Consider the following 25,531-nt stretch of genomic DNA (forward strand, 5'->3'; position numbering starts at 1 on the left):
ACAGGTGTATAATTAAAAATGGGGGTTTTAAAAATGAGATTAGTGATACCTGCAGTTGCAGAGGGAACTATGGAAACAGAAGTACATGATAATTTCGGGAGAGCTACTTACTTTGCTTTTATAAATACAGATACAGACCAAATTGAATTTGTAAAAAATACTGCTGCCCAGAAAAACAGTGGTGCTGGAGTAGGTGCTGCTCAATTATGTGCCGATCAGGGGGCAGACATAGTTGCTGCCTATCATTTTGGTCCTAAAGCCTATCAGGCACTTTCAGCAGCTGGAATTAAGGTTTTAGATTTAAATGAACAAAAATTAATTAAAGAAGTATACAGCGATTATCAGGCAGGTAAATTAGCTGAGGCCGAAGCTGGCCCGGGAGGAAACCATTAAATTGGCTGAAGAAATTTCACTTTCAATTCTAAGTGGTAAGGGAGGAACTGGAAAGACTACCCTGGCTGTTAATCTGGCCCTTGCTCTGGAGAATGTTCAGCTGCTCGATGCAGATGTTGAGGAACCAAATGATTACATTTTTATATCGCCAGAAATTGAGAGTAAAGAGTTTGAATCAGTAATGAGGTTGATTCCAGAAGTTAATGATGATAAATGTACAGCCTGCCGAAAATGTGTTGACTTTTGTGAATATAATGCCCTGGCAATGATGCTGGATAAGGTACTGATTTTTGAAGAAGTCTGCCACAGCTGTGGCGGTTGTAAAATTGTTTGTCCGGAAGCTGCAATTACTGAAAAGGAAAAAGAACTTGGTAAATTGCGCCATGATGCTCTTCCTAATTTAGATTTCTGGCAGGGTGAATTGAACACTAAAGAAGAAAAAGCTGTGCCGGTAATCGAAAAGTTGAAAACAAAAGTAGATCGAGATAAGAAGGTAATTATTGATTCGCCACCGGGAACAACCTGTCCAACTATTGAAGCAATTACAGATACGAATTTTACAATTGTTGTTACCGAGCCTTCACCATTTGGCCTGCATGATTTGAAGATGGTTATTGAAATGTTAAATGATCTTGAACAGCCCTTTGCGGTAGTAATTAATAGAGCAGAAGCTGACAGTGATTATTTAATTGAAAATTACTGTCAGGAAGAGGGAATTAAAGTAATGCTTAAAATTCCGTTTTCCAGACAGATTGCAGAGCTTTATTCAGAGGGGATTCCTTTTGTTCAGAAATTAGCTGACTGGGAAGAAAAACTGCAGCAATTATATCAGGAAATTAGAGAGGAGGCCCTAAAATAATGAAAGAAATTACTGTAATTAGTGGTAAAGGTGGGACAGGCAAAACTACCTTTACAGCTAATCTGGCTTCCATACTTGATAATTTAGTAGTTGGAGATTGTGATGTAGACGCTCCAAACCTGCATCTTTTATTGAATCCAAGAAATAAAAGTGAAGCAGTTTTTAAGGGAATGAAACTGGCAGTTAAAAATGATGATCTCTGTATTGACTGTGGACTATGTTATGAAAATTGCCGTTTTAATGCCATTACTGCTGATAACTATCAGATTAAAAATTTAAAATGTGAGGGCTGTGCTGTTTGTTCATATGTCTGTCCGACTGATGCAATCAGGATGGAAGAGATTGAAACTGGAACTCTTTATGAGGCAGAGAGTAACTATGGAGAGATGGTGCATGCCAAATTGATACCTGGAGCAGACACCTCAGGTAAACTGGTGAGTGAAGTAAAAAATAGGGCTTCAGAGATAGCAAAAACCCAAAATAAAGATTGGATTTTAATTGATGGTTCACCTGGTATTGGCTGTCCGGTGATTGCTTCTCTAACCGGTTCAGACATGGCAGTACTGGTTACAGAGCCAACTCTTTCAGGTTTTGCAGATTTAAAAAGAGTGATGGAAGTTGTCAACCATTTTAAAATTCCAGCTGGAATAGTAATTAATAAATATGATTTAAATGAAAAAATTTCAGCTAAAGTTGAAGCTTATGCTGAAGAGAAAAAGATTGAATTATTAACAAAAATACCCTACAGCAGAGTAATAGTTGATTCACTTAAAAAAGGGGAATTATTTGTTAATAATGATGCAGAATTAAGAACAAAAATGCAGACTGTTAAAGAAAAACTTACAAAAATAATGGAAAGATAAGAATTAAAGGAGGCTTTAATAAAATGAAAAAGATTGCTGTACCTGTACAGGGCGAAAATGTATCAGCTCATTTTGGTCATGCACCTGAATTTAAACTTTTTAGTACTGAAGATAATACGCTCAGCGCTGAGGAAGTAATAGAAAATCCGGGCCATCAGCCGGGTCTGCTGCCAAAATTGTTGAATGAGGCTGGAGCGGATATAATAATTGCTTCTGGCATGGGCCAGAAAGCGATTGCCATCTTTGAACATAATAATATAGAAGTTGTCTGTGGAGCAGCTGGTAATGCCAGAGAAGCGGTTTCTAATTACTTAAATGATAAATTAGATGCTTCTGATAATGCCTGTTCCCATGGTGACGGAGACCACCGCCATGAGCATGAACATCATGGACACGGCGGACACAGTCATCATTAATAGGAGTAAAACTTTGTAATTAATTTCACTTGTACCGGGTACAAAAAGTTACTTTTGAACCTGGTACAAATTTTTTACTTTATTATTGACATATGTTCAAAATATAGTTATAATATAGATAGAAGATAAAGAGCATATGTTCATTAAGTCGATTTTAATTATTACTTTTCAATTTATATCTTAATGGGCTATGTCAAAAAAATCTAAATTAAAAGGAGTGATTGTTTATGCCACGCGGAGATAGAAGAGGTCCAGAAGGTAGAGGTCCAATGACAGGAAGAGGATTAGGATATTGTGCTGGTAATGATCAGCCGGGATTTGCAGTTGATGCAGCTCCTCAGGGAGCAGGCAGAGGATTTAGAAATGGTGCCGGACGCGGTCCTGGATTTGGAAGAGGTAGAGGTAAAGTTAGAGGTCGTGGAATGGGTTATGGATTTGCTGCTGGTCGAGGAGCAGTTAATGCTCCAGCCGGTAAAGAGATAGATTATGACAGTGAAGAAAATAAAAATCGTGAAATAACTCGCCTGGAAAACTTGGCCAATACCCTTTCCAGTGAGCTTGAAATTGTAAAAAAACAGATAGAAGACTTAAAGAATAATTAGACACCAACAAGATACAGCTAAATATTTTTATTCCCCCTTATTACGGAGCATTACAAATTTTCAGGAAAAAAATCCTGGAACTGAATTCTGGTCAGCTCTGTAATAAGGGGTTTTTGCGCTTTAATGGAACTTGAGTTAATTACTGAGAGCCTAATGCTGATTTCTTGTTTTTATAGCTAAATTATTATATAATAATTTTAAATAATGGGATATAATTTTCAAAAAGTTAATTTGATGAGGGAGTTTAAGATGGGTAAAAAAACAAATAAAATGATAGAAGAAAAAATAAGAAATATAGCTAAGTATTTAAATCAATACACTAAAGACCACCTTAAATGTTATAATCTTACTTTAGGGAGATTCCATGTTTTACGAGTAATTATTGAATCACAGCCAGTTAGTATGGGAGAAATTCATGAAGAACTTCATATGGCAAATAGTACTGTAACTGTTATAGTAGATTATCTTCATGAGGCTGGTTTAGTTAAAAGAAGAAGAGATGAGAATGACAGAAGAGTTGTGCTTTTAGAGATTACCGAGCAGGGCCGAGAAATTATGGAGAGCTTATTGAAAAAAAGACAGGACTTTATGGAAAAAGCCCTGGTGGATATGGAAGATTCAGCTGAAGATTTAGCTCGAATTTTAAGTAAATTAATGGATAAAATTGAAGAAATATACTAATCAGATAAATAGATAAGTTGAGGAGGAGAGTATTTTGAAAAAAAGACTCTTATTTTTTTTAATTATATTTTTAATTTTATTTAGCTTCAATCTTAATGTGAGTGCTCAGAGTGATCTTGCCATGTCAATCAGGAATCATCTGCTGGTTATTGAAGAATATGATGGTCATTTTCCTGAAGGGGAAGATGTAAGTTTTTATAGAGAATTAATAGAATTTTATGATCAGCGTTATCATCGTTCAGTCTGGTTTGATGATGATCGGTTTAAAAAAGATCCCGAACAATTAATTAGAGAAATAAAAAACAGCTATAATGAGGGGTTAAATCCCTTAGATTATCATTTAGGATTGATTGAAAATTTTGTTCATGATCCAGATCTTTTTAAAGCTAATTCTCTTGATAAAAGAGCTCTACTGGAAATTTTATTAACTAATGCTTATTTGAGTCTTGCATCTGACTATTTAAATGGCAAAATAGATCCAGAGATAATTGTAGATGACTATAACCATCAGGCTGATAATTTGGAAGCTCAACAATTATTAGCATCACTGGTGGAAGAAGAAAAGCTTGCGCAAACCTTGGCTTCAAAACTACCTAAATCTTTTAATTACACAAAACTTAGAGATGAATTATATCTATATAGAGACTCTGGGAAAATTAAAGAGTGGCCTGTAATCAATACAGATGAAGTTTTAGCTTTAAAAGCTGAAGGGACGGCAGTGGCACAGCTGATTGATAATTTATCAGCAAGAGCTTATCTTAATTTAGAGAGCCTTAAAGACAAAAGCTATTATAGTCAGCGGGTAGAAAGGGCAGTTAGAAAATTTCAGCTTAATAATGGTTTGAAAGCTGATGGGATAGTTGGTCCTCGTACCAGAAATGCTTTAAATATTAAGCTTGAGCAGAGAATTAGACAGATAATAATTAACATGGAGAGATGGAGGTGGCTGCCAGAAGACCTGGGAAAACGCTATATTTATGTAAATATTGCTGATTATAATTTAAAATTATACGAAAATAATCAGGTCATTATGGAAATGAAGACTATTGTTGGTCAGGAGCAGCGAAGTACACCTGTTTTTAGTGACACTATTAAATATCTAGTTCTAAATCCCTACTGGTATGTTCCAAAATCAATAGCAGTTAAGGATAAATTACCACTAATAAAGGAAGATTATAATTATCTTAAAGAAAATAACTATTCTCTTTTTAAATATACGGGCAATAATAATTTACAGGAGATAAATCCGGCTGAAGTTGAGTGGTCAGCAATTAATAAAGATAATTTTAATTTTTTACTGCGTCAGAATCCCGGAGATGAAAATGCTTTAGGAAGAGTTAAATTTATGTTTCCCAATAAATTTAGTGTCTATCTGCATGATACACCGGGGAGGTATCTGTTTTCAGAAACAGATAGAAGTTTTAGTTCAGGCTGTATCAGGATTGAAGAACCAGTTGATCTGGCTGAATATTTATTGAGTGATCAAAAAGATTGGGATCGTAAAAAAATAGAAATGGAAATGAAAAAAGATCGAGAAAAGACAGTTTATTTAAAGAATCCTATTAAGATATATCTGCAGTATAATACTGCCTGGGTTGATAATCAGGGTGATTTAAATTTTAGAGAAGACATCTATTATCGAGATAAAAAAATTATTGCAGAATATTTTAACCAATAATTTTATTATTTAATTTACAATTTACACAACTTATTTTACATTATTTAAAATTAAAGGAGTAAAGACGAAATAAATGAAAAAAGCAATTTATACAACAATAATTATACTAGGATTTCTACTTTTTTTTAACTCCGTTCCAGGCTTAGCTTTTTCAAATGGACATGCAAATTTTTCAGTTAAATATGAGGGTTTAAAAATTCCATTTAAAACTTTCAGTATTTTTGTTTTACCTGGTGAGGAAATAAAATTTGAAATTGCTGAAGAAAACAGAGATAAAACTTACCAGATTGAACTTGGAGAAAAAGTTTTTGAAAGCAAAAATTCTTTTACCTGGAATGCTTACCAAGAAGTCGGGCATTATCGGACACTAATAAAAGAAAAAAATTCAGCCGATCCTGATGCCAGGATAAAAATTAACATTTTTGTAATTTGCCCACGTAATAATAAAAATGGTCAATATTTAGAAGATTTTAGAATAGGTTATTATCCAGATATTCCTGCAGATAAAAAAGAATATTATACAAAGCCTAAAGGTTTTTTGAAAATTGAGGAATCAATGCTTGGTATTAACTTAACACCCCATTTTAAATTGGATCAGTTTTTAACCAATCAGACCAGACAATTTCCACAATTTATAGCAATTCAGGAATCACTGCTTTTAAAACTAGAATTTTTTCTGGAAGATATTAACAATGCTGGTTATAAAGCTGATACATTTGGAATTGTAAGTATTTATCGTACACCTTATTTTAATAAGAAATTGGGGAATAATACTGATTTTAGCCGCCATATTTTTGGTGACGCGGCTGATATATTTATTGATAGAAATGGCAATGAGTGGATGGATGATTTAAACGGAGATGGTCAATCTACAATTGCTGACTCTAATATTCTTTATGATCTTGCGGTTGAATTTGATCAAAAAGAAAAATTTGCTCAGCTTCAGGGCGGGGTTAGTAGTTATAAAGGAAATGGAGTAAGAGGTCCTTTTATTCACATTGATACCCGGGGCTTTCATGTTAACTGGTAACTGTTTAATTTAATAAAGTAGCTGATTATAATTTTGATTGATTTATTTAATAACTTAAAACAGGGGGTAATTTAATTGTTAGTTGGAGATATTATTTCAAAAACAGCAAATCAAAAAAAGGATAAAACTGCAGCGGTAATTGATGATCAAAAAATAACTTATGGTGAATTGGAAAAGGAGAGTAATAAACTTGCTCATGGATTGATAGATTTAGATATTGAACCTTCAGATATGGTAAGCATTATGCTTCCAAACAGTTTAGAGTTTTTAGTTGCATATCTTGGAGTTATTAAATCTGGAGCAACAATGGTGCCTTTAAATATTAGCTTTAAAGCGCCAGCAGTTGAATATATTTTAAACAATTCTGAAGCAAAAGTAGTTATTACTTCTAAAAGATTTTTGCCTTTAATTCAGTCCTGCAGTTTAGATTATCTGGAAAACATAATTCTGGTTGATGGAGAGATTGGTGATGATTATATATCATTATCAGAATTAAAAGACCAAAAAACGACTCTGCCTGAACTGCAGAAAATAGATCAGGAATTTACGGCTGCCTGTCTCTATACTTCCGGTACAACTGGACAGCCAAAGGGAGCAATGTTAACTCATCATAACCTTATTTTTGATACTAGAAAAACTATTGAACATTTAAAGGTTGATGATAGTGATCGCTACATTTGTGTACTGCCGATGTTTCATGCTTTTGCAGAAACTGTCTGTATGTTAATGCCTATGTTTTTAGGAGCAGAAATAGTTATTGTAGACAGATTCTTACCAGAAAAGGTTTTAAAAACTATTCAGGAGAAAAATGTTACTTTTTTTGCGGGAGTACCTACAATGTATTCAGCACTGTTGAATGTTAAAAACAAAAATCAATTTGATCTTTCTCATCTTAATTTATGTATTTCTGGTGGAGCTGCTATGCCCCAACAAACTATGGAGGATTTTGAAAAAACTTTCAATGTTAAAATTCTGGAGGGTAATGGCCCAACTGAAACTTCACCGGTTGCTTATGTTAATCCTGTTGATGGGGAAAGAAAATCAGGCTCAGTTGGACTGCCAATTCCAGAAACTGAAGTAAAAATTGTGGATGAGAATGATAGGGAGCTGTCCCCCGGTGAGATTGGAGAAATTACAGTTAGAGGAGAACATGTAATGAAAGGGTATTTTAAGATGTCGGAGGCAACAGCTAAGACTCTTCGTAATGGTTGGCTTCATACTGGCGATCTTGGGAAAATGGATGAAGATGGGTATGTATATATTGTTGATCGAAAAAAAGATATGATTAATGTGGGAGGAATGAATGTTTATCCCCGTGAAATTGAAGAACAGCTTTATAAACATCCTAAAATACAGGCAGCTGCTGTTGTTGCAACTAAAGATGAACTGAGAGGGGAAATACCTAAAGCAGTAATTGTTTTAAGAGAAGATGAAAAGGCAACAGAAAGAGAGATCCAGAAATACTGTATGCAGTATTTTGCAAATTATAAGATTCCAAAACTGGTGGAATTCATTGACGAACTGCCAAAAAATGCTACTGGTAAAATTGATAAAAAGTCTTTAAGTGATATCTAAAATTCCAAAAAATTTTAGGTCTTCTGTCCCGCAGTCATTTTTTCGGATTAAATTAATGCGGAGGTATAATTTATGGAAAAAGATTTCGAAAAACTTCGCCAGAAAATGGTAAAAGAACAGCTGATAAAGAGGGGAATAGAAGATGAGGCTGTGCTTAAGGCCTTCAGAAAAGTTGCAAGAGAAAAATTTATGCTCGAAAAAAATAGAGAATATGCCTATCAGGATGGAGCTCAGAGTATTGATGCTGGTCAGACAATTAGTCAACCTTACATTGTTGCTCTGATGCTCCAGTCTTTAGGGTTAAATGAGGGAGCTAGAGTCCTGGAAGTTGGAACCGGTTCTGGCTATGCGGCAGCTCTGCTTGCTGAAATAGCGAAGAAGGTTTATACTATTGAACGAATTGAAGAACTTGCCCTTAAAGCCAGCAAAGTATTGGAAAAATTAAATTACCATAATGTAGAAGTAAAAGTTGGTGATGGCAGTCTTGGTTGGGAAGAAAATGCTCCTTATGACGCTATATTAGTTTCTGCAGCTGCACCCTATGTTCCAGAAAAGTTAATAGAACAACTTACAGTTAAAGGGAGGCTGATAATACCAATTGGTAAACGTAATGGTATCCAGCAGTTAAAATTAATTACTAAAAAATATAGAAATAAAATTAAAGAAGAAAATCTTGAATATGTTCGTTTTGTTCCTCTACTGGGAGAGGATAGCTGGAGATAGTTTATTAAATCAGCCGCGATGGCGGCTGATTTTCTTAAAAAAAAATAAAAAGTAGACAGGAGTGAAGTATTAATGACAGCAACTTTAACATCTTTTTCAGTTTATCTGGTTTTTTTAATGAGTATTGGAGTATATTTTTACAGAAAAACCGCTAATTTAGAAGATTATCTGATTGGTGGACGAAAAATGGGAAGCTGGGTTACGGCACTTTCAGCTCAGGCAAGTGATATGAGTGGTTGGCTTTTAATGGGACTGCCAGGTGCTGTTTATTTGGGAGGACTGAGTCAGGCCTGGATTGCTGTAGGTTTATTTATTGGTACAGTTTTGAATTGGAAATTTGTGGCTGCTCGTTTAAGAGTATATACGGAAAAAACAAATTCAATGACCCTTCCATCTTTTTTTGAAGATCGCTTTGGTGATCCAACAGGACTTTTAAGGATTTTTTCAGCAGCAGTAATTCTTCTATTTTTTACTATTTATTCTGCTTCTGGCCTGGTTGCTTCTGGTAAATTATTTGAATCATTATTTAATATTGATTATACACTGGCTGTAATTTTTGGCGGTCTGGCAATAGTTTTATATACTTTTTTGGGGGGCTTTATGGCTGTTTCCTGGACTGATTTTTTTCAGGGGATTTTAATGTTTCTGGCGATAACAATAGTGCCTACTGTGGCATTTGGAGAAATTGGTGGTTTGACTTCTGTTGTTCAAATGGCAGCCGAAAACGGAGTTTCTCTCTCCTTAATGCCAGAGGGATTTGGGATTGCGGCAGTTATTTCAGCTCTGGCCTGGGGACTTGGTTATTTTGGTCAGCCTCATATTCTGGCTCGTTTTATGGGGATTGATACCATAAAAAAAGTCGCACCAGCACGTAAAATTGCAGTTGTCTGGGTTTCGATTTCTCTGACAGCAGCTGTTTTTGTTGGGATTATTGCAGTTCCAATGTTTCCTAATATTGCAGACAGTGAAAAAGTTTTTATAGAAATGATAGCCACAATTTTTAATCCCTGGTTGGGTGGAATTTTGTTGGCAGCAATTTTATCTGCAATAATGTCAACCATTGATTCTCAGCTTTTAGTATCTTCTTCAACTTTAACTGAAGATTTTTATAATAAAATAATAAAAAGAGAAGCCAGTGAAAAAGAAAAGATGTGGGTTGGCAGAGCTTTTGTTATTGTAATTGCAGTAGTTGCTTTTTTTCTGGCTTTAAATCCGGAAAACACTGTTTTAGATCTGGTGGCTTATGCCTGGGCAGGACTGGGGGCTGCATTTGGTCCGGCAGTATTATTTTCGCTTTTCTCAAGCAAAACTTCCTGGCAGTCAGTTTTTGCTGGAATGATTGCTGGTACAATAACATTAATTATTTGGAAAGAGAGTGGTCTGGGAGCAGAACTTTATGAGATAGTACCTGGATTTATGGTTAATATATTAGTAATTATGCTGGTTAATAGATTTATCAGTCAGGAGAATGAAGAAATTCTGGCTGAGTTCAAAGAAGTTAAAAAAATTTATAAAAGAGATTTAAAGTAGTTTTTGAACTTAAACTATAAAAATATTTAAAATGAATAGAATTAAGACTTAAATTGTTATGGGGAAAGAAAGGATGGATTTTAATGAGGATTTATTCCTGGAATGTTAATGGAATAAGAGCTGTAAAAAGAAAGGGTTTTCTTGACTGGATAACTGAAGAGCAGCCAGATATACTTGGACTTCAGGAAATTAGAATTCAGGATCATCAATTAAAGGATAATTTACGTGATATAGAGGGTTATCATTCATATTTTACTTTTGGTGAAAAGAAGGGTTATAGTGGGGTAGCTCTTTATACTAAAATAGAACCACTGGATGTCTGGCATGGGCTGGGAATTAAGCGTTTTGATCGTGAAGGAAGGGTTATTGCAGCAGAATTTGAAAATTTTTATTTGCTGAATATTTATTTTCCCAACGGAAAGCGCAGTCAGGAAAGGTTAAATTATAAGCTTGATTTTTATGACGCTACTCTGGACTACTGTGAGGAGCTGCGTCAAAATGGAAAAGAAGTAGTGGTTTGTGGTGATTATAATACTGCGCATCATCCGATAGATCTTCATGATCCTGATTCTAATAAAACCACATCAGGATTCATGCCAGTGGAAAGAAAGTGGCTGGATAAACTTGAAAACCATGGTTATATAGATAGCTATCGTTATTTTCATCCAGAAAAAGAATGTTATTCCTGGTGGAGTTACAGGACAAGGGCGCGAGAACGAGATGCAGGTTGGCGGATTGATTATCATTTTATTTCTCAGGGTCTCGAAGGCAATCTGGAAAATGCTGAGATTTTAAATGAAGTTAAAGGCTCAGATCATTGTCCGGTAACTATTACTCTTGATTTAGATTAGTATTAAAGCTTATTTTAATAAAGTTATTTGAAAAGAAAGCTTGAATTAATTATTAAAGGCATCTCCAATCATAAAATGATTGGAGCTGCCTTTTTCTAAACTTTTCTAATTAGTTTATCGGTTCTTTTTTTAAAAAGAGAAGAGAAATAACAATTCCAATTGCTGCAATTATTAATGTGGGATAAAAGACAAATTGATAGCTTCCCATTATATCTCTTACACTGCCAGAGAATAGATTTCCAATTACTGCTCCCACTCCATAGGCTGTGAAAAGATAACCATAATTTTTACTGTAATTTTTTTTACCAAAAAAGTAAGAAGTTGCAGCAGGAGCTATAGCCAGCCAACCTCCGAGATTAAGCCAAAAAATTGCAAAAGCAATAAAATATAGTATAGGATTACCTGAGTTGTTGATGATCATTAAAATTGAAGCCAGGATAATTAAGGAGAAAGAAATAATAGCTGTCTTTTTTACTTTGAATTTATCGGTCAGAGCTCCAAAAATTGGCCGACCTATTCCATTAAAAATCGCAAAAAGAGACACATAAATAGAGGCAGTTGCAGAATTTAAATTAATTAGTTCTTCAGCAACTGGGCCGGAAATGGCTATGGCCATCAGTCCAATAATAGTACCAATTACAAAAGTAGTCCACAGCGCATAAAAACTTTTGCTTTTAATCATTTCTCCAGGGGGAATTTCTTGATTAGAAATTTCAAGATTTTTTGTTTTATTTTTTTTCTTTGTCTTTTTTTCTGGAAATTTAAGTGGGATAGCTAAAAGAATAATAATCACTGCAAAAATTACTCCCAAAATTTTAAAAGTTGTAAAAGCACCAAAGTGTCTGATTAACCATCCTGCAGCAGGAGCAGTTATAAAAGGAGATAAGCCAAATCCTCCAAGAGTTAGTCCAACTGCCAGTCCTTCCTTATCCGGAAACCATTTGGCAGCTACAGCCATTGGAGCACCATAGGCAATTCCAACTCCCATGCCTCCAATTACACCATAACTAATTGTGAGAACAATTATTGAAGAAGTAAAGCCAGATAAAAACCAGCCGATGGAGATTAAAACTCCCCCTGCAATTGTCATTGCTCTGGGACCATATTTGTCCATATAACTACCGGCAAAGGGCATAGCGAGGGCATAAAAAACCAGAAAAATCATATACGGTAGGCCACTTTCAGTTGCACCAATGTTAAAAGCTGTTTCTATAGGTTTTCTAAAAATACTCCAGGAATAAATTGTTCCCATACACATAAATATTATCAAGCCTAAAGGAATATAAAGCCATCTACTCTTATTCTCGATTACTGATGCTTGCATTTTTTAAATTTCCTCCTTAATTATTTTATATTACTTGATTATATAGTTATTAACAGTTAATATATTATTATAAAAACAACTTTTCTTTCAAATTAATTAGACAAATTAATAACTATAGTTAGAAACATAATAACAAAACCGCTTATCTTTATCAAGTTAAAAGAGTAAAGTTTAAATATTTAAAATTTTAAGGTGATAATTATGGATAAAGAGCTAATAATTGTTGGAGCCGGTCCTGCAGGCTGTGCTGCTGCTTATAAAGCAGCTAAATATGGTCTGGATACTCTGATTATCGAAAAAGAGGAGTGGCCGCGATATAAAGCCTGTGGAGGTGCTCTTTCTGATCGAACAACCAAAATTTTAAAGAAATATGATATTGATCTAAAAGCAGAAATAATAAAAAGTGAAATTAATAATTTTAAATTTAGATTTAAAAACAATGTTGAGTTTGAATTTAATTATAATAAAGTTCCAATCAAATTAGTAGATAGATCTGCTTTTGATGATTTTATGGTAAGGAAAGCAGAAAAAGCAGGGGCAGAATTTGTCCCTAAAAACAGGGTTTTAAATTTGAAGGAGAAAGACGAAAAAGTTTGGATAGAAACTGAAAAAGGAAATTATCAGAGTCAATATTTAATAGCTGCGGATGGTGCTAACAGTAAAATTTCAAATTATTTAAATTTTGATCAAAGTAATATAAGTTATAAAGGTATTGCAATGGAAGCTGAAGTTGAAAGAGATAAATTGAGTTTTGATAATTTCAAAAATCAGATAACTATTAATTTTAATTATTTGGCAGATGGCTATGCCTGGCTTTTTCCAAAAAATAATTATCTTTCAATTGGTCTGGGGATTATGAGATATAAAAAAATAAATATTAAAGAAATTTTTAATAACTATCTTAATGATCTTGGAGTTGAAATAAAAGATAATCAGATTTTGATTCAGGCACATCCAATACCAATTTACTCTAGTAAAAATACTATGAATAGAGGAAGTGATAGAATCTTGCTTGCTGGAGATGCTGCCCATCTTGCAGATGCTTTTATTGGTGAGGGTATTTTTTATGCTCTGAGCAGCGGTTTTGCTGCTGCTGAATCGATTATTGAAACTAAAAATTCAGAGCTGCCAATTAAGGATATTTATCAGGATAAATTAGATAGTTCAATAATTAGCGAGCTTCAGGCAGCTGAAAAAATAGCCAGCTTATTTTATAATAATCAACAAATTGTGAGATTTATTTTGAGTAAGAGGAAAGATCTATTAACCACTTTTATGAATGCTGTGCAGGGAGTTGAAAGTTACAGGGAACTGAGCAGTCTTTTTAATTTTCTAAAAAAGCTAGTAAAACTATAATTTAGAGAATAAATTATATTATAGAGTGCTAAAAAAATAAAAAAAGAGGTTTATTTATGGATAAAAAAATTATTGCAATTGTAAATCCAGCAGCCGGTAGTGGTAAAACTGCTAGAATCTGGCCTGAGAAAAGCGCCTACTTAAAAAAGAGTTTAATAAATTTGAGGATGTTTATACCGAAAAACCTGGTGATGCAGTAAAAATTGCCAGAAGCGCAGTTACAGAAAATTATGATTGTATTATTGCTGTGGGGGGAGACGGTACTGTAAATGAGATAGTTAATGGTATGCTTTCTGCCAGCAGGAGAAAGAGAAGAACAAAGCTTATTGTTTATCCTCTAGGTACAGGCTCTGATTTAAGCAGAACTTTAAACCTTCAGACTGATACTGTAAAGTTCAGTTCTTTGATTAAGAGAGGGAAGAGTAAACAGATTAAAGTTTTAAAAGCTGAATTTTTAAATAAGCAGTTAGAAAAAGAGAAAAGATATTTTATCAATATTGCAGATTGTGGTATGGGAGCAGAAGTAGCTAGAAATTTAAATCAAAGTCAAAAAACAATAGCTGGCAGTCTGAGTTATTTAATTAAAATTTTTCAGACTTTATTTAAATATCAAAATAAAGAAATGAGAGTCGAAGCTGATAATAAATTAATTTATCAGGGGAAACTCAATTCGGCAATAATTGCAAATGGAAATTATTTTGGAGGAGGAATTAAAATTGCTCCGGAAGCTGATCTGCTGCAAAATAAAATAAATTTAGTTTTATTAAAAAATTTTTCTAAACCAGGAATAATTTTTAATTTACTCAGAGGTTATTACGGCAGACATCTTAGTCATCCTCTGGTAGAGTCGCATCTGGTGAAAAAGGTTAAAATTACAACAGTGGAAAAAGTCGAATTAGAACTTGATGGTGAATCAACAGGATATATTGACGCCGAATTTATGATTTCTCAAAGTAAAATACCAATAATTTTTTAATTGAAAATTAGAGAAGATTGATTGAAACTATGGGTTAAATAACAATATATTCCAATATTATGTTTTGAAAATCACATATGTTCATAAAAAAATTGGCCAGTTTTAAAACTGGCCAATTAATTATTTTAATAAATTAAAAATTATTTACTAAGTCTCCTGTAACAGTAGCTCCACCGGAGATAACAAAACTATTTTTAGCAGCTTCATTTTCGAAGTAGATATTACCATCAACTGTAAATCCAGTTTCTAGTTCAAAACCTTCTGCTTCAACATAAACGTCACCAACAAAAGTACCAGCTTTAAATCTGGTGCTTGGGCTCTTAACAGTAATACTTGGTGCTTCTAAGGTATATCTGTCAGTTACATTATGATCATCATCCTGATCATAAAGAGCTAACTTACGGTCAACTTCACCTCTGTTTTTATGAGTACCTTCTAAGACGATGTCTTTATCAACAGCTAAATCCTGCTGAATAATTACAATCCAGGCACCATCTGCGCTAGTAGCATTCATTAAGCTATCAGCATCAACTACTCTGGAAGCTGAGGACACTGTGTCCTGAGCACTTACTGCTGGTGCAACTAATAAAGCTGCAACTGCAATCATTAATACAATTGTTTTAATTTTCATAAATAAATTTTCCTTTAAAATTTTAATTAACCTAACTTAACTATATCTTAACATATATGTGAAAAATGTGTCAAGAGAAATTATAAATTTATTTTTATTTTTTAATAAAATATTACTTGATAATAAAGGAAAGATAAGACAGTTATTGAATATATTCAATAGAATGAGTATTTTTATCTAATTGAGGTGAAAAAGATGAAAGAAATTATTGAAATGGCAGAATTAAGACGGAGATTCAAATTAGAACTTGATATAATGGCTGAATTTTTTAAGACTGATGATTTAAAAATGGCTGTTTTAACATCAAAAAACATAATAAAGATTTTTGAACAGCAAAATAATAATTTTGAAACAGCTGTAAAAACAACTGATTTAAATAGAAATTTATATAAAGAAATTATTGCGGCAGATGATTTTGAAACTAAAGCTATACTGGCTGAGCATCTGGTTGAGTTTAATTCTGAATTACATATTTTTAAAGTCGAAGCTGCTGGTTTCATTTATATAGTCTATTTTCCTGTGAATAGAGATAGGGAAACTAAAAATCAGGAATCACTAAAGCTCTTTAAAAAACAATTTAAGGCAGTTTTGGATGATATTTATCGTCAGGAAGAAATTAAAGATGATTTAAGCAAAAAAAGTTTAGAAAATAAAAACTTAGCCAAAGAAAAGTATTTTACTGCTTCTGCGCTTGATTCAGTACCCGGTAATATTTCTATTTTAGATAAAGAAGGGAATATATTATATACAAATAGTTCCTGGGAACAGTTTGCTTCTGAGAATGGAGCAATTTCAAAAAACGTAGGAGTAAATACAAATTATCTTAAAATTTGTAAACAGGGAGCAGAAAAAGGAAATTTAACTTCTGTCCAGGCCTATAATGGTATTCTTTCAGTGTTAAATGATGAACAGGACAGTTTTAGTATGGATTATCCCTGCCATTCTCCGCTGGAAAAACGATGGTTTAGGATGTATGTTTCTTCTTTTAAAGGTATAGGGGATTATGAAGTTATGATTCTACATCAGAATATAACTAAGGAAATTAAAGCAGAAAAAAAATCAGAAGAAATTTTAAATAAACTACCTGCTGCCATTTTAAAATTTGATTCTAAACATAAACTTATTTATTTTAATCAAAAAGCAATGAATTTATTTGAATTAAGTGAAAAAGATCTGAGAAGAAGATTTAATAACTTAAAAATTGCTGATCAGAGTGGTGATGATTTTATAGATAAACTGAATTATGCAGCAGTAAATAGGAAGCGAATTGAATTTAAAATTTTAATTAGTCAGGATGATTTTAAAAAACATTATAGTAATTATTTAATACCTGAATTTGAGGGGGAACAGTTAAAAAATATTATTTCTATTATACCAGAAGAAATGAGCTCCAGGAATACTAATCAGAAAAATCAAAACCAGCGTAATCATTACCTGCAGCTTTTCGATAATTTTCCTGAAGCTTTAGTTTTACTCGACATTGATGAAAAAATAATTAACGTTAATAAAGAATTTTCGCAGTTGTTTGGATATGAGATAGAAGAATTAAAAAATGAGAAACTTGATGAGTTAATTGTTCCAGCAGCACAAATAAAGGAAGCCCAGGAACTTTCTCATCTGGTTTTAACCGGAGCTCAAATTGAAGAAAAAGTAAAAAGAATTAATTCTCAGGGTGAGGAAATTGATCTGAAACTTATTGCATTTCCTGTACTTTTAAATAACAACCAAATAGGTGTATATGCAATTTATAGAGAAATAGATAAAGTATAATTGTATCTGGGAGGTGATTAACTTTGGAGAATAAAGATGGAATTGTATATCTGGAAAATGGTAACTTAACTATTATTAATCCAGAAGGTCTGGGACGATATCCCCGGATAACTGCCGGGAAGAATGTTGAAATATATATTAATGGAGAAAAAGAAAATAAAGAGGTAGTTGTAAGTCAGGATATAGAAGAATTAATAGAATTAAAAATAAAACAAACTAATAAGAGTAAAGAATTAAATATAAAAGTCAGCAGAAATAAGCTTAAAGCATATTTGCTGATAGATCTTATTCCAGAACAAAAATTGGAAATTAAAGACAAAGAGCCCGCCAATCATATTAAAATAGAGACCAAATCTCAGAAGAAAGTTTACCCTAAAATATCCAAAACTGAAATACTCGAGCTGCTTGATTATTATAATATAAGTTATGGAATCAACCATGATCAAATCAGCAAAATTATGACTCAAAAAGGGGATTTAAATGGGGAGTATTTAATTGCTGAAGGCAAAAAGGCAAAAAAGGGAGAAAATGCCCAGGTAATAAAAAGCGAAAAATATAAACAGCGCGACGAAAATTTATTTAATGTTATAGATTCAATCGAAAAAGGGGAGACAATCTGTTATAAAAAGAAAGCGGTTGAAGGAGAATATGGGATGAATATTTTTTCTGACAGAATTTCTCCGCCTCCTGTCAAAAATATTGAACTGAAAGCTGGAAAAAATGTACAGCTAACAAAAGATAATTTAAAAGCAATTGCTTTAGAGGGGGGACAGCCGAAGTTAATTAGAAGAAACGGTACTGTTGAAGTACATATTTATAAACAATATATTATTAAAGGAGATGTGGATAAGCACACAGGTAATATAAAATACGAGGGAGATCTTCTTGTTAAGGGAGATGTTAAAGATTATTTTAATGTTGAAGTAGGCAATGATTTAAAGGTGCAGGGAAATATAGCTAATGCGGAAGTTAAAACTCAGGGAGATCTTTATGTAAATAATAATATTATAGCGAGCAAGCTGTTTATTGGCAACTATCTAGAACAGGAAATAATAATTTCTCTGAAAAAAATTATTCATTATCTGGAGGATTTAAATAAAGGTGTTGAGGAAATTTTAGGAGAGGCCAGTAAAAGAAAGATGAATCTCAGTAATTTTAGAACTGGTAGGGTTTTAAGATTATTGATTGAAAATAAATTCCCTGAATTAAAAACTTTGATCCTGCATGTTAATAAAAGCATTAAAAGTAGTGAGCAGTTAAAAAAATATTTTCAGGAAATAACACCTTATTTTAAGAACATGGCCAATTTAGAGCGAATTAAAGATGAAAAGATATTATCCAATTTTAAAAATAATCTGTTAGAATTTGTTGATTTTAATTTGGAACAAAATGGTGTTTTAAATATCTATACAGGCTATATACAAAATTCGGAAATTAATATTGGGGGCTCAGTAATTATTAATCGTCTTGGTTGTTATAATTCAACTATTCGAGCTAAAAAATCAATTATTGTAAAGAGTAAACCTGGATTTTTAAAAGGGGGATCATATCAGGCCGAAGAAGTAATTTTTTCTCAGGCAGCGGGAAGTAAATTGAGTAAAACATATTTTAGAATTGGAAAACAGATTTTCATTAAAGAGGCACTGGGAACTCTGGTAATAAAAAGTGAAAAAGATCGTAAAATTATTGAAGAAGGAAGTAAAAATATCAATTATGAAGTTAATAATTTTGGCGAACTGGTAACTGCAGGTACACTTCCTAATATAAATAAATATCTGCTGCGAGATGAAAATTAAAATTCTTATTAAAAAATTTGATCAAAACTGCCGAGAATTTTTAGCGGCAGTTTTTAACCGTTTTATTACTTCTTGATTTATGTTACAATGAGGATATAATTAATTAAGAAAGGTGCTGATTGAATAATGAGAAGTAGTGATATTGATACAACTGGAATTGAAGAAGCTCCAGAAAATGTAGGGTTTAGTGAAGGTGACAGGGTAAATATTTTAGTATATAAATTTACTGACTTGGGAGCAACAGTAATCATAAATGATCGGTATTTTGGTCTAGTTTATGAGAATGATATTTATAAAGATATTAAAGTTGGAGATAAATTAAAAGGATATATTAAAAAAATTAGGGAAGATAATAAGATTGATGTTAGTCTGCGTAAAATTGGCTACGGTAGAATAGAGGATGCGAAAGGAAAAATTCTAAAGAAACTTAAGAACCGGGATGGTTTTTTACCTTTAAATGATGACAGTTCACCAGAAAAAATAAAAAAAGAACTTCAAATTAGTAAAGGAAGTTTTAAAAAAGCCATTGGTGGTTTATATAAAGAAAAAATTATCGACATAACTTCTAAAGGAATCAAGTTAAAAAAATAAGTAGGGAAAAGAGCTGTTAAAATTGGAAGAAAAAATTTCTTTTTATCATTTTTGCGATTTGAATAGGATAATTATATTTGTAATTATTTTATTATTTCTGACAACAATACCAACTGTGGCTCTGGAGATAGTTTCGATTCCAGTTACAAAGACAGAAAATAATATTTATCAGATTGAAGCAGAAATTCCAATTTTAATGAATCTTAATCATAAAAATATCCAGAAAAAGTATAATGATCTTTTTAGAGATAATATTATGACCTTTATTGAATATACCGTGGCAATGGCGAAACAGAGTTATCGTGATTTTAACGAGTCAGGATTTCCCTGGCGTGAATTTGTAGGTAGAGTAAATTTTGAAACAAAAAATACTGAGCAAATATTAAGTATTAAATTTAATTATTACCAATATACCGGAGGTGCCCATGGTAATCCTTATAGCCTGAGTTATAATATTGATCTGGCTACCGGAAAAGATTTAAAATTGGTGGATTTCCTGGAGCGTCATAATATGAGTCTCAGTGAAGTAGAAAAATTGATTAAAGCTGCAATAAAAAAAGATCCGGATATTTATTTTGAGGCTGATTATGGATTTCAGACTTTAGATAAAAATCAGTTTTATTATCTTGAAGATGGTGATCTGGTTGTTTACTTTCAACCATATGCCATAGCTCCCTATTCAACTGGGATACCGGAATTTAGAATAAAATATTAAATTTTTGGACTGCTGTATTAATTTACAGCAGTTTTATTTTTTAAAAATTAATTATTTTTGCCTCCATTTTATCAAACGAACTTAAGTTTGCTAAACGAAAGTAATTATGTTAAAATATAAGTAAACACATGTTCGTTAGGAGGTTTTGTTATGCACCCTGATTATAGTAATGCTCCTCAAAATCAAATTTTATGTATTGATATGAAATCTTTTTATGCCAGTATAGAGCTTGTGAAAAGAAATATTCATCCTTTAAAAGGTTATCTGGCAGTAATAGGGAATAAAAAGCAGCAGGGTTCAGTAGTTCTAGCTGCTTCTGCTGCACTGAAAAAAAAATATGGAATTAAAACTGCAGATCGTTTATTTCAAATTCCGGATAGAGAAGAGATAATTTTGGCTGAAGCTAATATGAAACTTTATCTTGATATTTCAATGAAAATAACTGAGATTTTTAATTCTTATCTTCCTCTGGAAGCAATTCATATTTATTCAATAGATGAGGCCTGGCTAAAATTAAATGGAAGTAGGCTTAAATATGGTGATCCCCTAATGTTGGCTGAAAAAATAAGAAAAGAAATTTGGAGTAAGTATGGCTTACCATGTAGTATGGGTATTGGTCCTAATATGTTTATGGCTAAAGTAGCGATGGACAATGAGGGAAAAGAAATTGGACTCTGCCATTGGGATTATAGTGATATTCCAGAAAAGTTATGGCCGCTAAAACTTTCAGATTGTTGGGGTATTGGCAGTAAAACTGAAAAAAAATTAAATAAAATTGGGGTTTATAGAGTAGGAGAACTGGCTCATCTCCCTTTAGAATATCTTGAAAAAAATTTTGGTATTTTAGGTAATCAGCTTTATTATCATGCCTGGGGAATTGATTATTCGGAAGTAGAAGGACATTTTGATGATCAAAAAAAAGCAGTTGGTCGTGGGATTACTCTTTACAGAGATTATAATATCTTAGAGGAGATTAAAACTGTAGTTTTTAATCTGGCAGAAGAAATTAGTAAAAGAGTTCGCCAGAATAACCTAAAAGGTAAAACTGTTTCCTTATCTTTGAGATATTCAAAATGTGAAGATAAAAAAGGATTTTCTAGACAGCTCACTCTGGAAAAGAGAACTGTTATGACAGATGATATTTATCAGGCAGCTGTAATAATTTTGAATAAACATTATCAGGGAGAAAAGGTGCGAAAAATAAGTCTTTATCTGACTAAATTTACAGAAAATGATTATCAGCAGTTAAATTTATTTGAAAATAATTTAAAAAAAGTCAAAATCAATCAACTTAGAGATCAGCTGGCCTGCAAAATGGGGAAAGATGTTTTATATTACGCTCGTAATCTAGAAAAAGGAAATATTAAAGCAAGAATAGAAAATACCATTGGTGGACATCATAAATAGTTAAAGTTCAAGGTTTATAATTTGCGTAAATTGCAGCTTTTTAATTTTTTTATTTAACAGTTCAATTTTTATTTGTTGTTTATATTTTTCTATTTTTAAAATTTTGCCTTCTATATTTTTAATTCTTTTATCTTCATAATATTTGACACGGAGAATTAAATTCTGGTTTAAAGCTTTAGTAATTTTAAAATTAAATTCTCTTAATTGTTGCTGATCCAATACAGGTTTTTTAAGGTCACTCTCCCTGTTTTTTAGTTCTTTTAATCTTTTTTGATGTTCAACCAGCATTAAAGAATTCCACTTTTTATTACCACGATCTTTAAAGTTCATTTTTTCAACTCCTTTTATTATAAATTTAAATTCTCAAATAAATTAATGGTTTGCCTGTAAAAGAAGATTTATTTTATTTCATTTTACCATACAAATGTTCGAAAAACAAGTTCTATTCAAAAAAATTGTCTGATTTATGTAGAATTAAAACTCAGTATGATATAATAATTTTAATGAATTTTATAATTTGGATAAAGTAGTTTTTATAATAGTAAATTTTTGCAGGAAGGGAGTTAGATTAGATGAAAATTTTAGTTACAGGTGGAGCCGGTTTTATTGGCAGTAATTTTATTCGTTATCAGCTTAAAAATTATGATGATCAAATTATTAATGTTGATAAGTTAAGCTATGCAGGTAATTTGGATAATCTAAAAGATGTAGAAAATAATTCTAATTATCAATTTAGACAGTTGGATATCTGTGATCAAGAAAAAATAGATCATTTGATGCATCAGGGAATAGATTATATAGTTAATTTTGCTGCTGAATCCCATGTTGACAGGAGTATAGATGATCCTTCTGTATTTGTTAAAACAAATGTTGAAGGTACACAGAGTTTACTTGATCTGGCTCTAAAATTTGGAGTTAAAAAATTTGTTCAGATATCTACGGATGAAGTTTATGGCAGCCTTGGCAGTGAAGGAAAGTTTAAGGAAGATAGTCCGCTAAACCCTTCCAGTCCTTATTCTGCTTCTAAAGCAGCTGCTGATCTTTTAGTTAAAGCATATGCAAAAACTTATCAACTGCCAGTTAATATTACCAGATCATCCAATAATTTTGGTCCTTATCAGTATCCTGAAAAGCTAATACCTCTTTTTATTATCAATGCTTTAAATAATAAGAAGCTGCCTCTATATGGTGATGGAAGTAATATTCGAGACTGGATTTATGTTAAAGACCACTGTCGAGCGGTTGATCTGGTAATGCGGCGGGGAGAAAATGGACAGATATATAATATTGGTGCCAGTAACGAAAAAAGCAATCTGGAAATCACAAAAAAAATTCTCGAATTATTGTCGAAATCAGAGTTGTTAATTAAACATGTAGAAGATCGTAAAGGACATGATTATCGCTATGCAGTTGATAGCAGTAAAATAAAGGAGCAACTGGGATGGGAAGCTGAATATGACTATGATAGAGCTATGCAGATAACTTTAAATTGGTATCTTGATCATAAAGATTGGTGGAAAAAATTACTTTAGAATTTAAATTTCACTTTAAATATTTGCTTTCATGATTAACTCTTGTTATTTCTTTCGATTGATAATATAATTAATTAAGAACATTAGTTTAAAACAATATTTTATAAATTATATTTTACAGTCAGTGAGAGGGTGTAGTTATGCATATAGAAAGTCTAAAATATTTTCAAGAGATCGCAGAATTAAAAAGTATATCTAAAGTTGCAAATAATTCTCATATATCTCAACCTGCTTTAAGTCAGCAGATTCAGAAACTTGAGGACTCACTGGGAAAAGAACTTTTTATTCGTAGCAATAGAGGAGTTAAATTGACAGAAGCTGGTGAGGTTGTATTGAAATATGCTGATAATATAATTAGAACCTATAATAAAATGCTTTCTGATCTAAATGAACAGGATAGTCAGGAAATTAAGATTGAGGGAGAATACACCATTGCTACTTACTGTCTCCCCTGTGCAATATTAAATATGCAGTTTAAGTTTCCAAATCACAAATATAATCTGGTAGCTGCTGCTTCTGATAAAATTGAGCAGGATGTTTTGAGTGATATTTGTGAAATTGGTTTTACAACTCATCCGGCTCAGGCGGAAAATTTACATTCAAAAGAGGTAATTAATGAAAAAGTAGTGCTCATTTCACCACCGGCTTTTGATCTACCAGAAAAGGTGGAACTGGAAGAAATTTTAGATCATAAATTTGTGATTTTAAAAGAAGATTGCATAATAAAAGAAAATTTTAAAGAAGCACTGGCAGATTTAGGATATAATTTTTCTGAAATAGAAATTATTTCGCGCCTTGATTCTACAGAGGCAATAAAAACTTTAGTTCGAAAAGGATATGGAGTTGCTTTTGTACCCTACAATGCAGTTCGAGATGAATTTAGTGCTAAAGAAATAAATGTTTCCCGAATAATCGATTATGAGCTTGATTATGATATTTATATGATTAATAAAAAAGCGGAATTTTTATCTGCTGATGTAAAGAATTTCATTGCCAATTTTAAAAAACTGGGGAAACACATCTGTTATTAAACAAAAGATTTAGAAATTTAATCTGGAGCGGAGTAATATATGCGAAAAATAGCATTTAATAAAACTTATTTTAGTGGAAAAGAAAAAAAATATATAGCTGATGCACTTGCAAGAGATAGTATAAGTGGTGATGGATATTATACCGCTAGAGTAAGTGAGTTTCTGGCAGAAAAGTTTGCTTTAAATAAAGTTTTAATGACTACCTCTGCAACTCATGCACTGGAAATGGCTGCACAACTAATAGGGTTAAAAGAAGGGGATGAGGTAATTATGCCTTCTTTTACTTTCAGTTCTACAGCAAATGCAGTTTTAAAAGAAGGAGCCAGGCCAGTTTTTGCAGAAATTAAATCTGATAGTTTTAATCTTGACCCTGCAGATTTTGAGGCGAAAATTACAGCTAATACAAAGGCTGTAATTCCAGTTCATTATGCCGGTATTAGTTGTGAGATGGATCAGATTAGAAATATTGCAAGAAAAAACGGGATTTATGTTATCGAAGATGCCGCTCATGCAGTTAACAGTTTTTATCGGGGGGAAGCAGCTGGCAGTATGGGTGATTTTGGCTGTTACAGCTTTCACGGTAGTAAAAATTTGGTCAGCGGTGAAGGAGGTGCCCTGGTTATTAATTCCAGCCAGCCGGAACTGCTTCAAAAAGCAGAAATCATCAGAGAAAAAGGCACAAATCGCTCTCGCTTTCTGCGGGGAGAAATTGATAAATACAGCTGGGTAGGAGAGGGCTCAAGTTATCTGCCATCTGATATATTGATGGCTCTTTTATTTGCCCAAATTAAGGAGATGGAATATATTACTGCTCAGCGAAAAATAATATTTGAATATTATAATCATAATTTAAAGAAATTTTTAGCTGAAGATTTTCTGGATCTTATACCAGAGGTGCCTGCTGCTAAAAAAAGTAATTATCATATTTACTATCTGAAACTTAAAAATCAAAATTTGAGAGATTTGGTTTTAAAAGAGCTCAAAGCGCGAGGGATAGAAGCTACCTTTCATTTTCAGCCTCTGCATTCATCACCGATGGGGAAAAAGCTTGGTTATCAAAAAGAAGATCTGCAGCTGACAAATCAAATTGCTTCCAGTCTGCTCCGCCTGCCAATCTATCCAGATCTTTCTCAGATAGAATTAGATTATATTATTAAAAGTTTGGAAGATATTTTCTCCAGTTTAGTCAGGCAGGTGTAGT

25 protein-coding genes and 1 pseudogene are annotated in these 25,531 nt (G+C 32.5%); 23 read left to right on the plus strand and 3 right to left on the minus strand.

Annotation, left to right across the window (positions count from 1 at the left end; translation table 11 throughout):
- Nucleotides 1–33: 33 nt before the first annotated feature.
- The 12 genes from DFR80_RS07215 (at nucleotide 34) to DFR80_RS07270 (ending at nucleotide 11,201) form a co-directional block, all read left to right on the plus strand.
- Complete coding sequence (locus tag DFR80_RS07215) at nucleotides 34–393, plus strand: NifB/NifX family molybdenum-iron cluster-binding protein (protein ID WP_076546266.1); 360 nt, start codon at nucleotides 34–36, stop codon at nucleotides 391–393.
- Between the two features lies 1 nt (nucleotide 394).
- The gene (locus DFR80_RS07220) at nucleotides 395–1,252 is read left to right on the plus strand and encodes an ATP-binding protein (RefSeq protein WP_233493770.1); all 858 of its coding nucleotides are present in this window, start codon (nucleotides 395–397) and stop codon (nucleotides 1,250–1,252) included.
- Entirely contained in the window at nucleotides 1,252–2,115 is an 864-nt protein-coding gene (locus tag DFR80_RS07225; RefSeq protein WP_114489590.1) for an ATP-binding protein, read from the plus strand. Before DFR80_RS07220 ends, DFR80_RS07225 begins: the two co-directional genes overlap by 1 nt.
- Nucleotides 2,116–2,138: 23 nt before the next feature.
- Nucleotides 2,139–2,531, plus strand: a complete 393-nt coding sequence (locus DFR80_RS07230) for a NifB/NifX family molybdenum-iron cluster-binding protein (protein WP_114489591.1) — start codon at nucleotides 2,139–2,141, stop codon at nucleotides 2,529–2,531.
- A 227-nt stretch (nucleotides 2,532–2,758) separates the two neighbouring features.
- Entirely contained in the window at nucleotides 2,759–3,133 is a 375-nt protein-coding gene (locus DFR80_RS07235) for a DUF5320 domain-containing protein (protein ID WP_114489592.1), read from the plus strand.
- 249 nt (nucleotides 3,134–3,382) lie between these two features.
- Nucleotides 3,383–3,814, plus strand: a complete 432-nt coding sequence (locus tag DFR80_RS07240; protein ID WP_076545809.1) for a MarR family winged helix-turn-helix transcriptional regulator — start codon at nucleotides 3,383–3,385, stop codon at nucleotides 3,812–3,814.
- 34 nt (nucleotides 3,815–3,848) lie between these two features.
- Nucleotides 3,849–5,492 (plus strand): murein L,D-transpeptidase, encoded by a 1,644-nt coding sequence (locus DFR80_RS07245; RefSeq protein WP_233493771.1) that lies wholly within the window; start codon nucleotides 3,849–3,851, stop codon nucleotides 5,490–5,492.
- Between the two features lie 73 nt (nucleotides 5,493–5,565).
- A complete protein-coding gene (locus tag DFR80_RS07250; RefSeq protein WP_114489593.1) occupies nucleotides 5,566–6,522 on the plus strand; it encodes a peptidase M15A in 957 nt (318 codons plus the stop codon).
- 75 nt (nucleotides 6,523–6,597) lie between these two features.
- Nucleotides 6,598–8,097: a long-chain fatty acid--CoA ligase gene (locus DFR80_RS07255; protein WP_076545812.1), complete on the plus strand. Its 1,500-nt coding sequence runs from the start codon at nucleotides 6,598–6,600 to the stop codon at nucleotides 8,095–8,097.
- A gap of 72 nt (nucleotides 8,098–8,169) precedes the next feature.
- Nucleotides 8,170–8,820, plus strand: coding sequence for a protein-L-isoaspartate(D-aspartate) O-methyltransferase (locus tag DFR80_RS07260; protein ID WP_076545813.1), 651 nt, complete (start codon nucleotides 8,170–8,172; stop codon nucleotides 8,818–8,820).
- Nucleotides 8,821–8,892: 72 nt separating this feature from the next.
- Entirely contained in the window at nucleotides 8,893–10,350 is a 1,458-nt protein-coding gene (putP, locus tag DFR80_RS07265; protein WP_114489594.1) for a sodium/proline symporter PutP, read from the plus strand.
- Nucleotides 10,351–10,433: 83 nt separating this feature from the next.
- Nucleotides 10,434–11,201: an exodeoxyribonuclease III gene (locus DFR80_RS07270; protein WP_114489595.1), complete on the plus strand. Its 768-nt coding sequence runs from the start codon at nucleotides 10,434–10,436 to the stop codon at nucleotides 11,199–11,201.
- Nucleotides 11,202–11,310: 109 nt separating this feature from the next.
- Here the strand turns inward: DFR80_RS07270 and DFR80_RS07275 are convergent, their stop codons facing one another.
- Nucleotides 11,311–12,525, minus strand: a complete 1,215-nt coding sequence (locus DFR80_RS07275) for an OFA family MFS transporter (protein WP_114489596.1) — start codon at nucleotides 12,523–12,525, stop codon at nucleotides 11,311–11,313.
- 201 nt (nucleotides 12,526–12,726) lie between these two features.
- On the opposite strand from DFR80_RS07275, the gene DFR80_RS07280 reads away from it, so the two are divergent.
- From DFR80_RS07280 to DFR80_RS07285, 3 genes and pseudogenes are all read left to right on the plus strand, one after another.
- Nucleotides 12,727–13,881, plus strand: coding sequence for a geranylgeranyl reductase family protein (locus DFR80_RS07280; RefSeq protein WP_114489597.1), 1,155 nt, complete (start codon nucleotides 12,727–12,729; stop codon nucleotides 13,879–13,881).
- Nucleotides 13,882–13,937: 56 nt separating this feature from the next.
- On the plus strand, nucleotides 13,938–14,081 hold the full coding sequence (locus tag DFR80_RS15195) for a hypothetical protein (protein ID WP_158537692.1): 144 nt from the start codon (nucleotides 13,938–13,940) through the stop codon (nucleotides 14,079–14,081).
- Nucleotides 14,075–14,857, plus strand: a pseudogene (locus DFR80_RS07285) (diacylglycerol kinase family protein); the annotation flags it as partial. The gene DFR80_RS15195 and the pseudogene DFR80_RS07285, both read left to right, overlap by 7 nt.
- A 133-nt stretch (nucleotides 14,858–14,990) precedes the next feature.
- Here the strand turns inward: DFR80_RS07285 and DFR80_RS07290 are convergent.
- Nucleotides 14,991–15,488, minus strand: a complete 498-nt coding sequence (locus tag DFR80_RS07290; RefSeq protein ID WP_076545819.1) for a hypothetical protein — start codon at nucleotides 15,486–15,488, stop codon at nucleotides 14,991–14,993.
- A gap of 195 nt (nucleotides 15,489–15,683) precedes the next feature.
- Between DFR80_RS07290 and DFR80_RS07295 the strand changes: the two genes are divergently transcribed.
- From DFR80_RS07295 to DFR80_RS07315, 5 genes are all read left to right on the plus strand, one after another.
- Nucleotides 15,684–17,258: a PAS domain S-box protein gene (locus tag DFR80_RS07295; protein WP_114489599.1), complete on the plus strand. Its 1,575-nt coding sequence runs from the start codon at nucleotides 15,684–15,686 to the stop codon at nucleotides 17,256–17,258.
- A gap of 23 nt (nucleotides 17,259–17,281) precedes the next feature.
- Nucleotides 17,282–19,054 (plus strand): FapA family protein, encoded by a 1,773-nt coding sequence (locus DFR80_RS07300; RefSeq protein WP_114489600.1) that lies wholly within the window; start codon nucleotides 17,282–17,284, stop codon nucleotides 19,052–19,054.
- Nucleotides 19,055–19,180: 126 nt separating this feature from the next.
- Nucleotides 19,181–19,645 carry a hypothetical protein gene (locus DFR80_RS07305; RefSeq protein WP_076545822.1) on the plus strand — a complete coding sequence of 155 codons (465 nt, stop codon included), beginning with the start codon at nucleotides 19,181–19,183 and terminating at the stop codon, nucleotides 19,643–19,645.
- A gap of 58 nt (nucleotides 19,646–19,703) precedes the next feature.
- A complete protein-coding gene (locus DFR80_RS07310; protein WP_147270178.1) occupies nucleotides 19,704–20,360 on the plus strand; it encodes a DUF3298 and DUF4163 domain-containing protein in 657 nt (218 codons plus the stop codon).
- Between the two features lie 150 nt (nucleotides 20,361–20,510).
- The gene (locus DFR80_RS07315; RefSeq protein WP_114489602.1) at nucleotides 20,511–21,767 is read left to right on the plus strand and encodes a UV damage repair protein UvrX; all 1,257 of its coding nucleotides are present in this window, start codon (nucleotides 20,511–20,513) and stop codon (nucleotides 21,765–21,767) included.
- Here DFR80_RS07315 and DFR80_RS07320 read toward each other — a convergent pair whose 3' ends face one another.
- Entirely contained in the window at nucleotides 21,768–22,097 is a 330-nt protein-coding gene (locus tag DFR80_RS07320; RefSeq protein WP_076545824.1) for a YolD-like family protein, read from the minus strand.
- 242 nt (nucleotides 22,098–22,339) lie between these two features.
- On the opposite strand from DFR80_RS07320, the gene rfbB reads away from it, so the two are divergent.
- From rfbB to rffA, 3 genes are all read left to right on the plus strand, one after another.
- A complete protein-coding gene (rfbB, locus tag DFR80_RS07325; protein WP_114489603.1) occupies nucleotides 22,340–23,299 on the plus strand; it encodes a dTDP-glucose 4,6-dehydratase in 960 nt (319 codons plus the stop codon).
- 140 nt (nucleotides 23,300–23,439) lie between these two features.
- Nucleotides 23,440–24,330 carry a LysR family transcriptional regulator gene (locus DFR80_RS07330; protein WP_076545826.1) on the plus strand — a complete coding sequence of 297 codons (891 nt, stop codon included), beginning with the start codon at nucleotides 23,440–23,442 and terminating at the stop codon, nucleotides 24,328–24,330.
- 39 nt (nucleotides 24,331–24,369) lie between these two features.
- The gene (gene rffA / locus DFR80_RS07335) at nucleotides 24,370–25,530 is read left to right on the plus strand and encodes a dTDP-4-amino-4,6-dideoxygalactose transaminase (protein WP_076545827.1); all 1,161 of its coding nucleotides are present in this window, start codon (nucleotides 24,370–24,372) and stop codon (nucleotides 25,528–25,530) included.
- The last annotated feature ends 1 nt before the right edge of the window (nucleotide 25,531 follow it).

It is taken from the genome of Halanaerobium sp. ST460_2HS_T2 (genome assembly GCF_003337665.1).
Taxonomy (GTDB): Bacteria; Bacillota; Halanaerobiia; order Halanaerobiales; family Halanaerobiaceae; genus Halanaerobium; species Halanaerobium kushneri.

Bases quoted from the DNA above. Each gene is read 5' to 3' on its own strand.
- DFR80_RS07215 (WP_076546266.1), top strand. From the start codon at position 34: ATGAGATTAGTGATACCTGCAGTTGCAGAGGGAACTATGGAAACAGAA.
- DFR80_RS07225 (WP_114489590.1), top strand. From the start codon at position 1,252: ATGAAAGAAATTACTGTAATTAGTGGTAAAGGTGGGACAGGCAAAACT.
- DFR80_RS07230 (WP_114489591.1), top strand. From the start codon at position 2,139: ATGAAAAAGATTGCTGTACCTGTACAGGGCGAAAATGTATCAGCTCAT.
- DFR80_RS07235 (WP_114489592.1), top strand. From the start codon at position 2,759: ATGCCACGCGGAGATAGAAGAGGTCCAGAAGGTAGAGGTCCAATGACA.
- DFR80_RS07240 (WP_076545809.1), top strand. From the start codon at position 3,383: ATGGGTAAAAAAACAAATAAAATGATAGAAGAAAAAATAAGAAATATA.
- DFR80_RS07250 (WP_114489593.1), top strand. From the start codon at position 5,566: ATGAAAAAAGCAATTTATACAACAATAATTATACTAGGATTTCTACTT.
- DFR80_RS07260 (WP_076545813.1), top strand. From the start codon at position 8,170: ATGGAAAAAGATTTCGAAAAACTTCGCCAGAAAATGGTAAAAGAACAG.
- putP (WP_114489594.1), top strand. From the start codon at position 8,893: ATGACAGCAACTTTAACATCTTTTTCAGTTTATCTGGTTTTTTTAATG.
- DFR80_RS07270 (WP_114489595.1), top strand. From the start codon at position 10,434: ATGAGGATTTATTCCTGGAATGTTAATGGAATAAGAGCTGTAAAAAGA.
- DFR80_RS07275 (WP_114489596.1), bottom strand. From the start codon at position 12,525: ATGCAAGCATCAGTAATCGAGAATAAGAGTAGATGGCTTTATATTCCT.
- DFR80_RS07280 (WP_114489597.1), top strand. From the start codon at position 12,727: ATGGATAAAGAGCTAATAATTGTTGGAGCCGGTCCTGCAGGCTGTGCT.
- DFR80_RS15195 (WP_158537692.1), top strand. From the start codon at position 13,938: ATGGATAAAAAAATTATTGCAATTGTAAATCCAGCAGCCGGTAGTGGT.
- DFR80_RS07290 (WP_076545819.1), bottom strand. From the start codon at position 15,488: ATGAAAATTAAAACAATTGTATTAATGATTGCAGTTGCAGCTTTATTA.
- DFR80_RS07295 (WP_114489599.1), top strand. From the start codon at position 15,684: ATGAAAGAAATTATTGAAATGGCAGAATTAAGACGGAGATTCAAATTA.
- DFR80_RS07305 (WP_076545822.1), top strand. From the start codon at position 19,181: ATGAGAAGTAGTGATATTGATACAACTGGAATTGAAGAAGCTCCAGAA.
- DFR80_RS07315 (WP_114489602.1), top strand. From the start codon at position 20,511: ATGCACCCTGATTATAGTAATGCTCCTCAAAATCAAATTTTATGTATT.
- DFR80_RS07320 (WP_076545824.1), bottom strand. From the start codon at position 22,097: ATGAACTTTAAAGATCGTGGTAATAAAAAGTGGAATTCTTTAATGCTG.
- rfbB (WP_114489603.1), top strand. From the start codon at position 22,340: ATGAAAATTTTAGTTACAGGTGGAGCCGGTTTTATTGGCAGTAATTTT.
- DFR80_RS07330 (WP_076545826.1), top strand. From the start codon at position 23,440: ATGCATATAGAAAGTCTAAAATATTTTCAAGAGATCGCAGAATTAAAA.
- rffA (WP_076545827.1), top strand. From the start codon at position 24,370: ATGCGAAAAATAGCATTTAATAAAACTTATTTTAGTGGAAAAGAAAAA.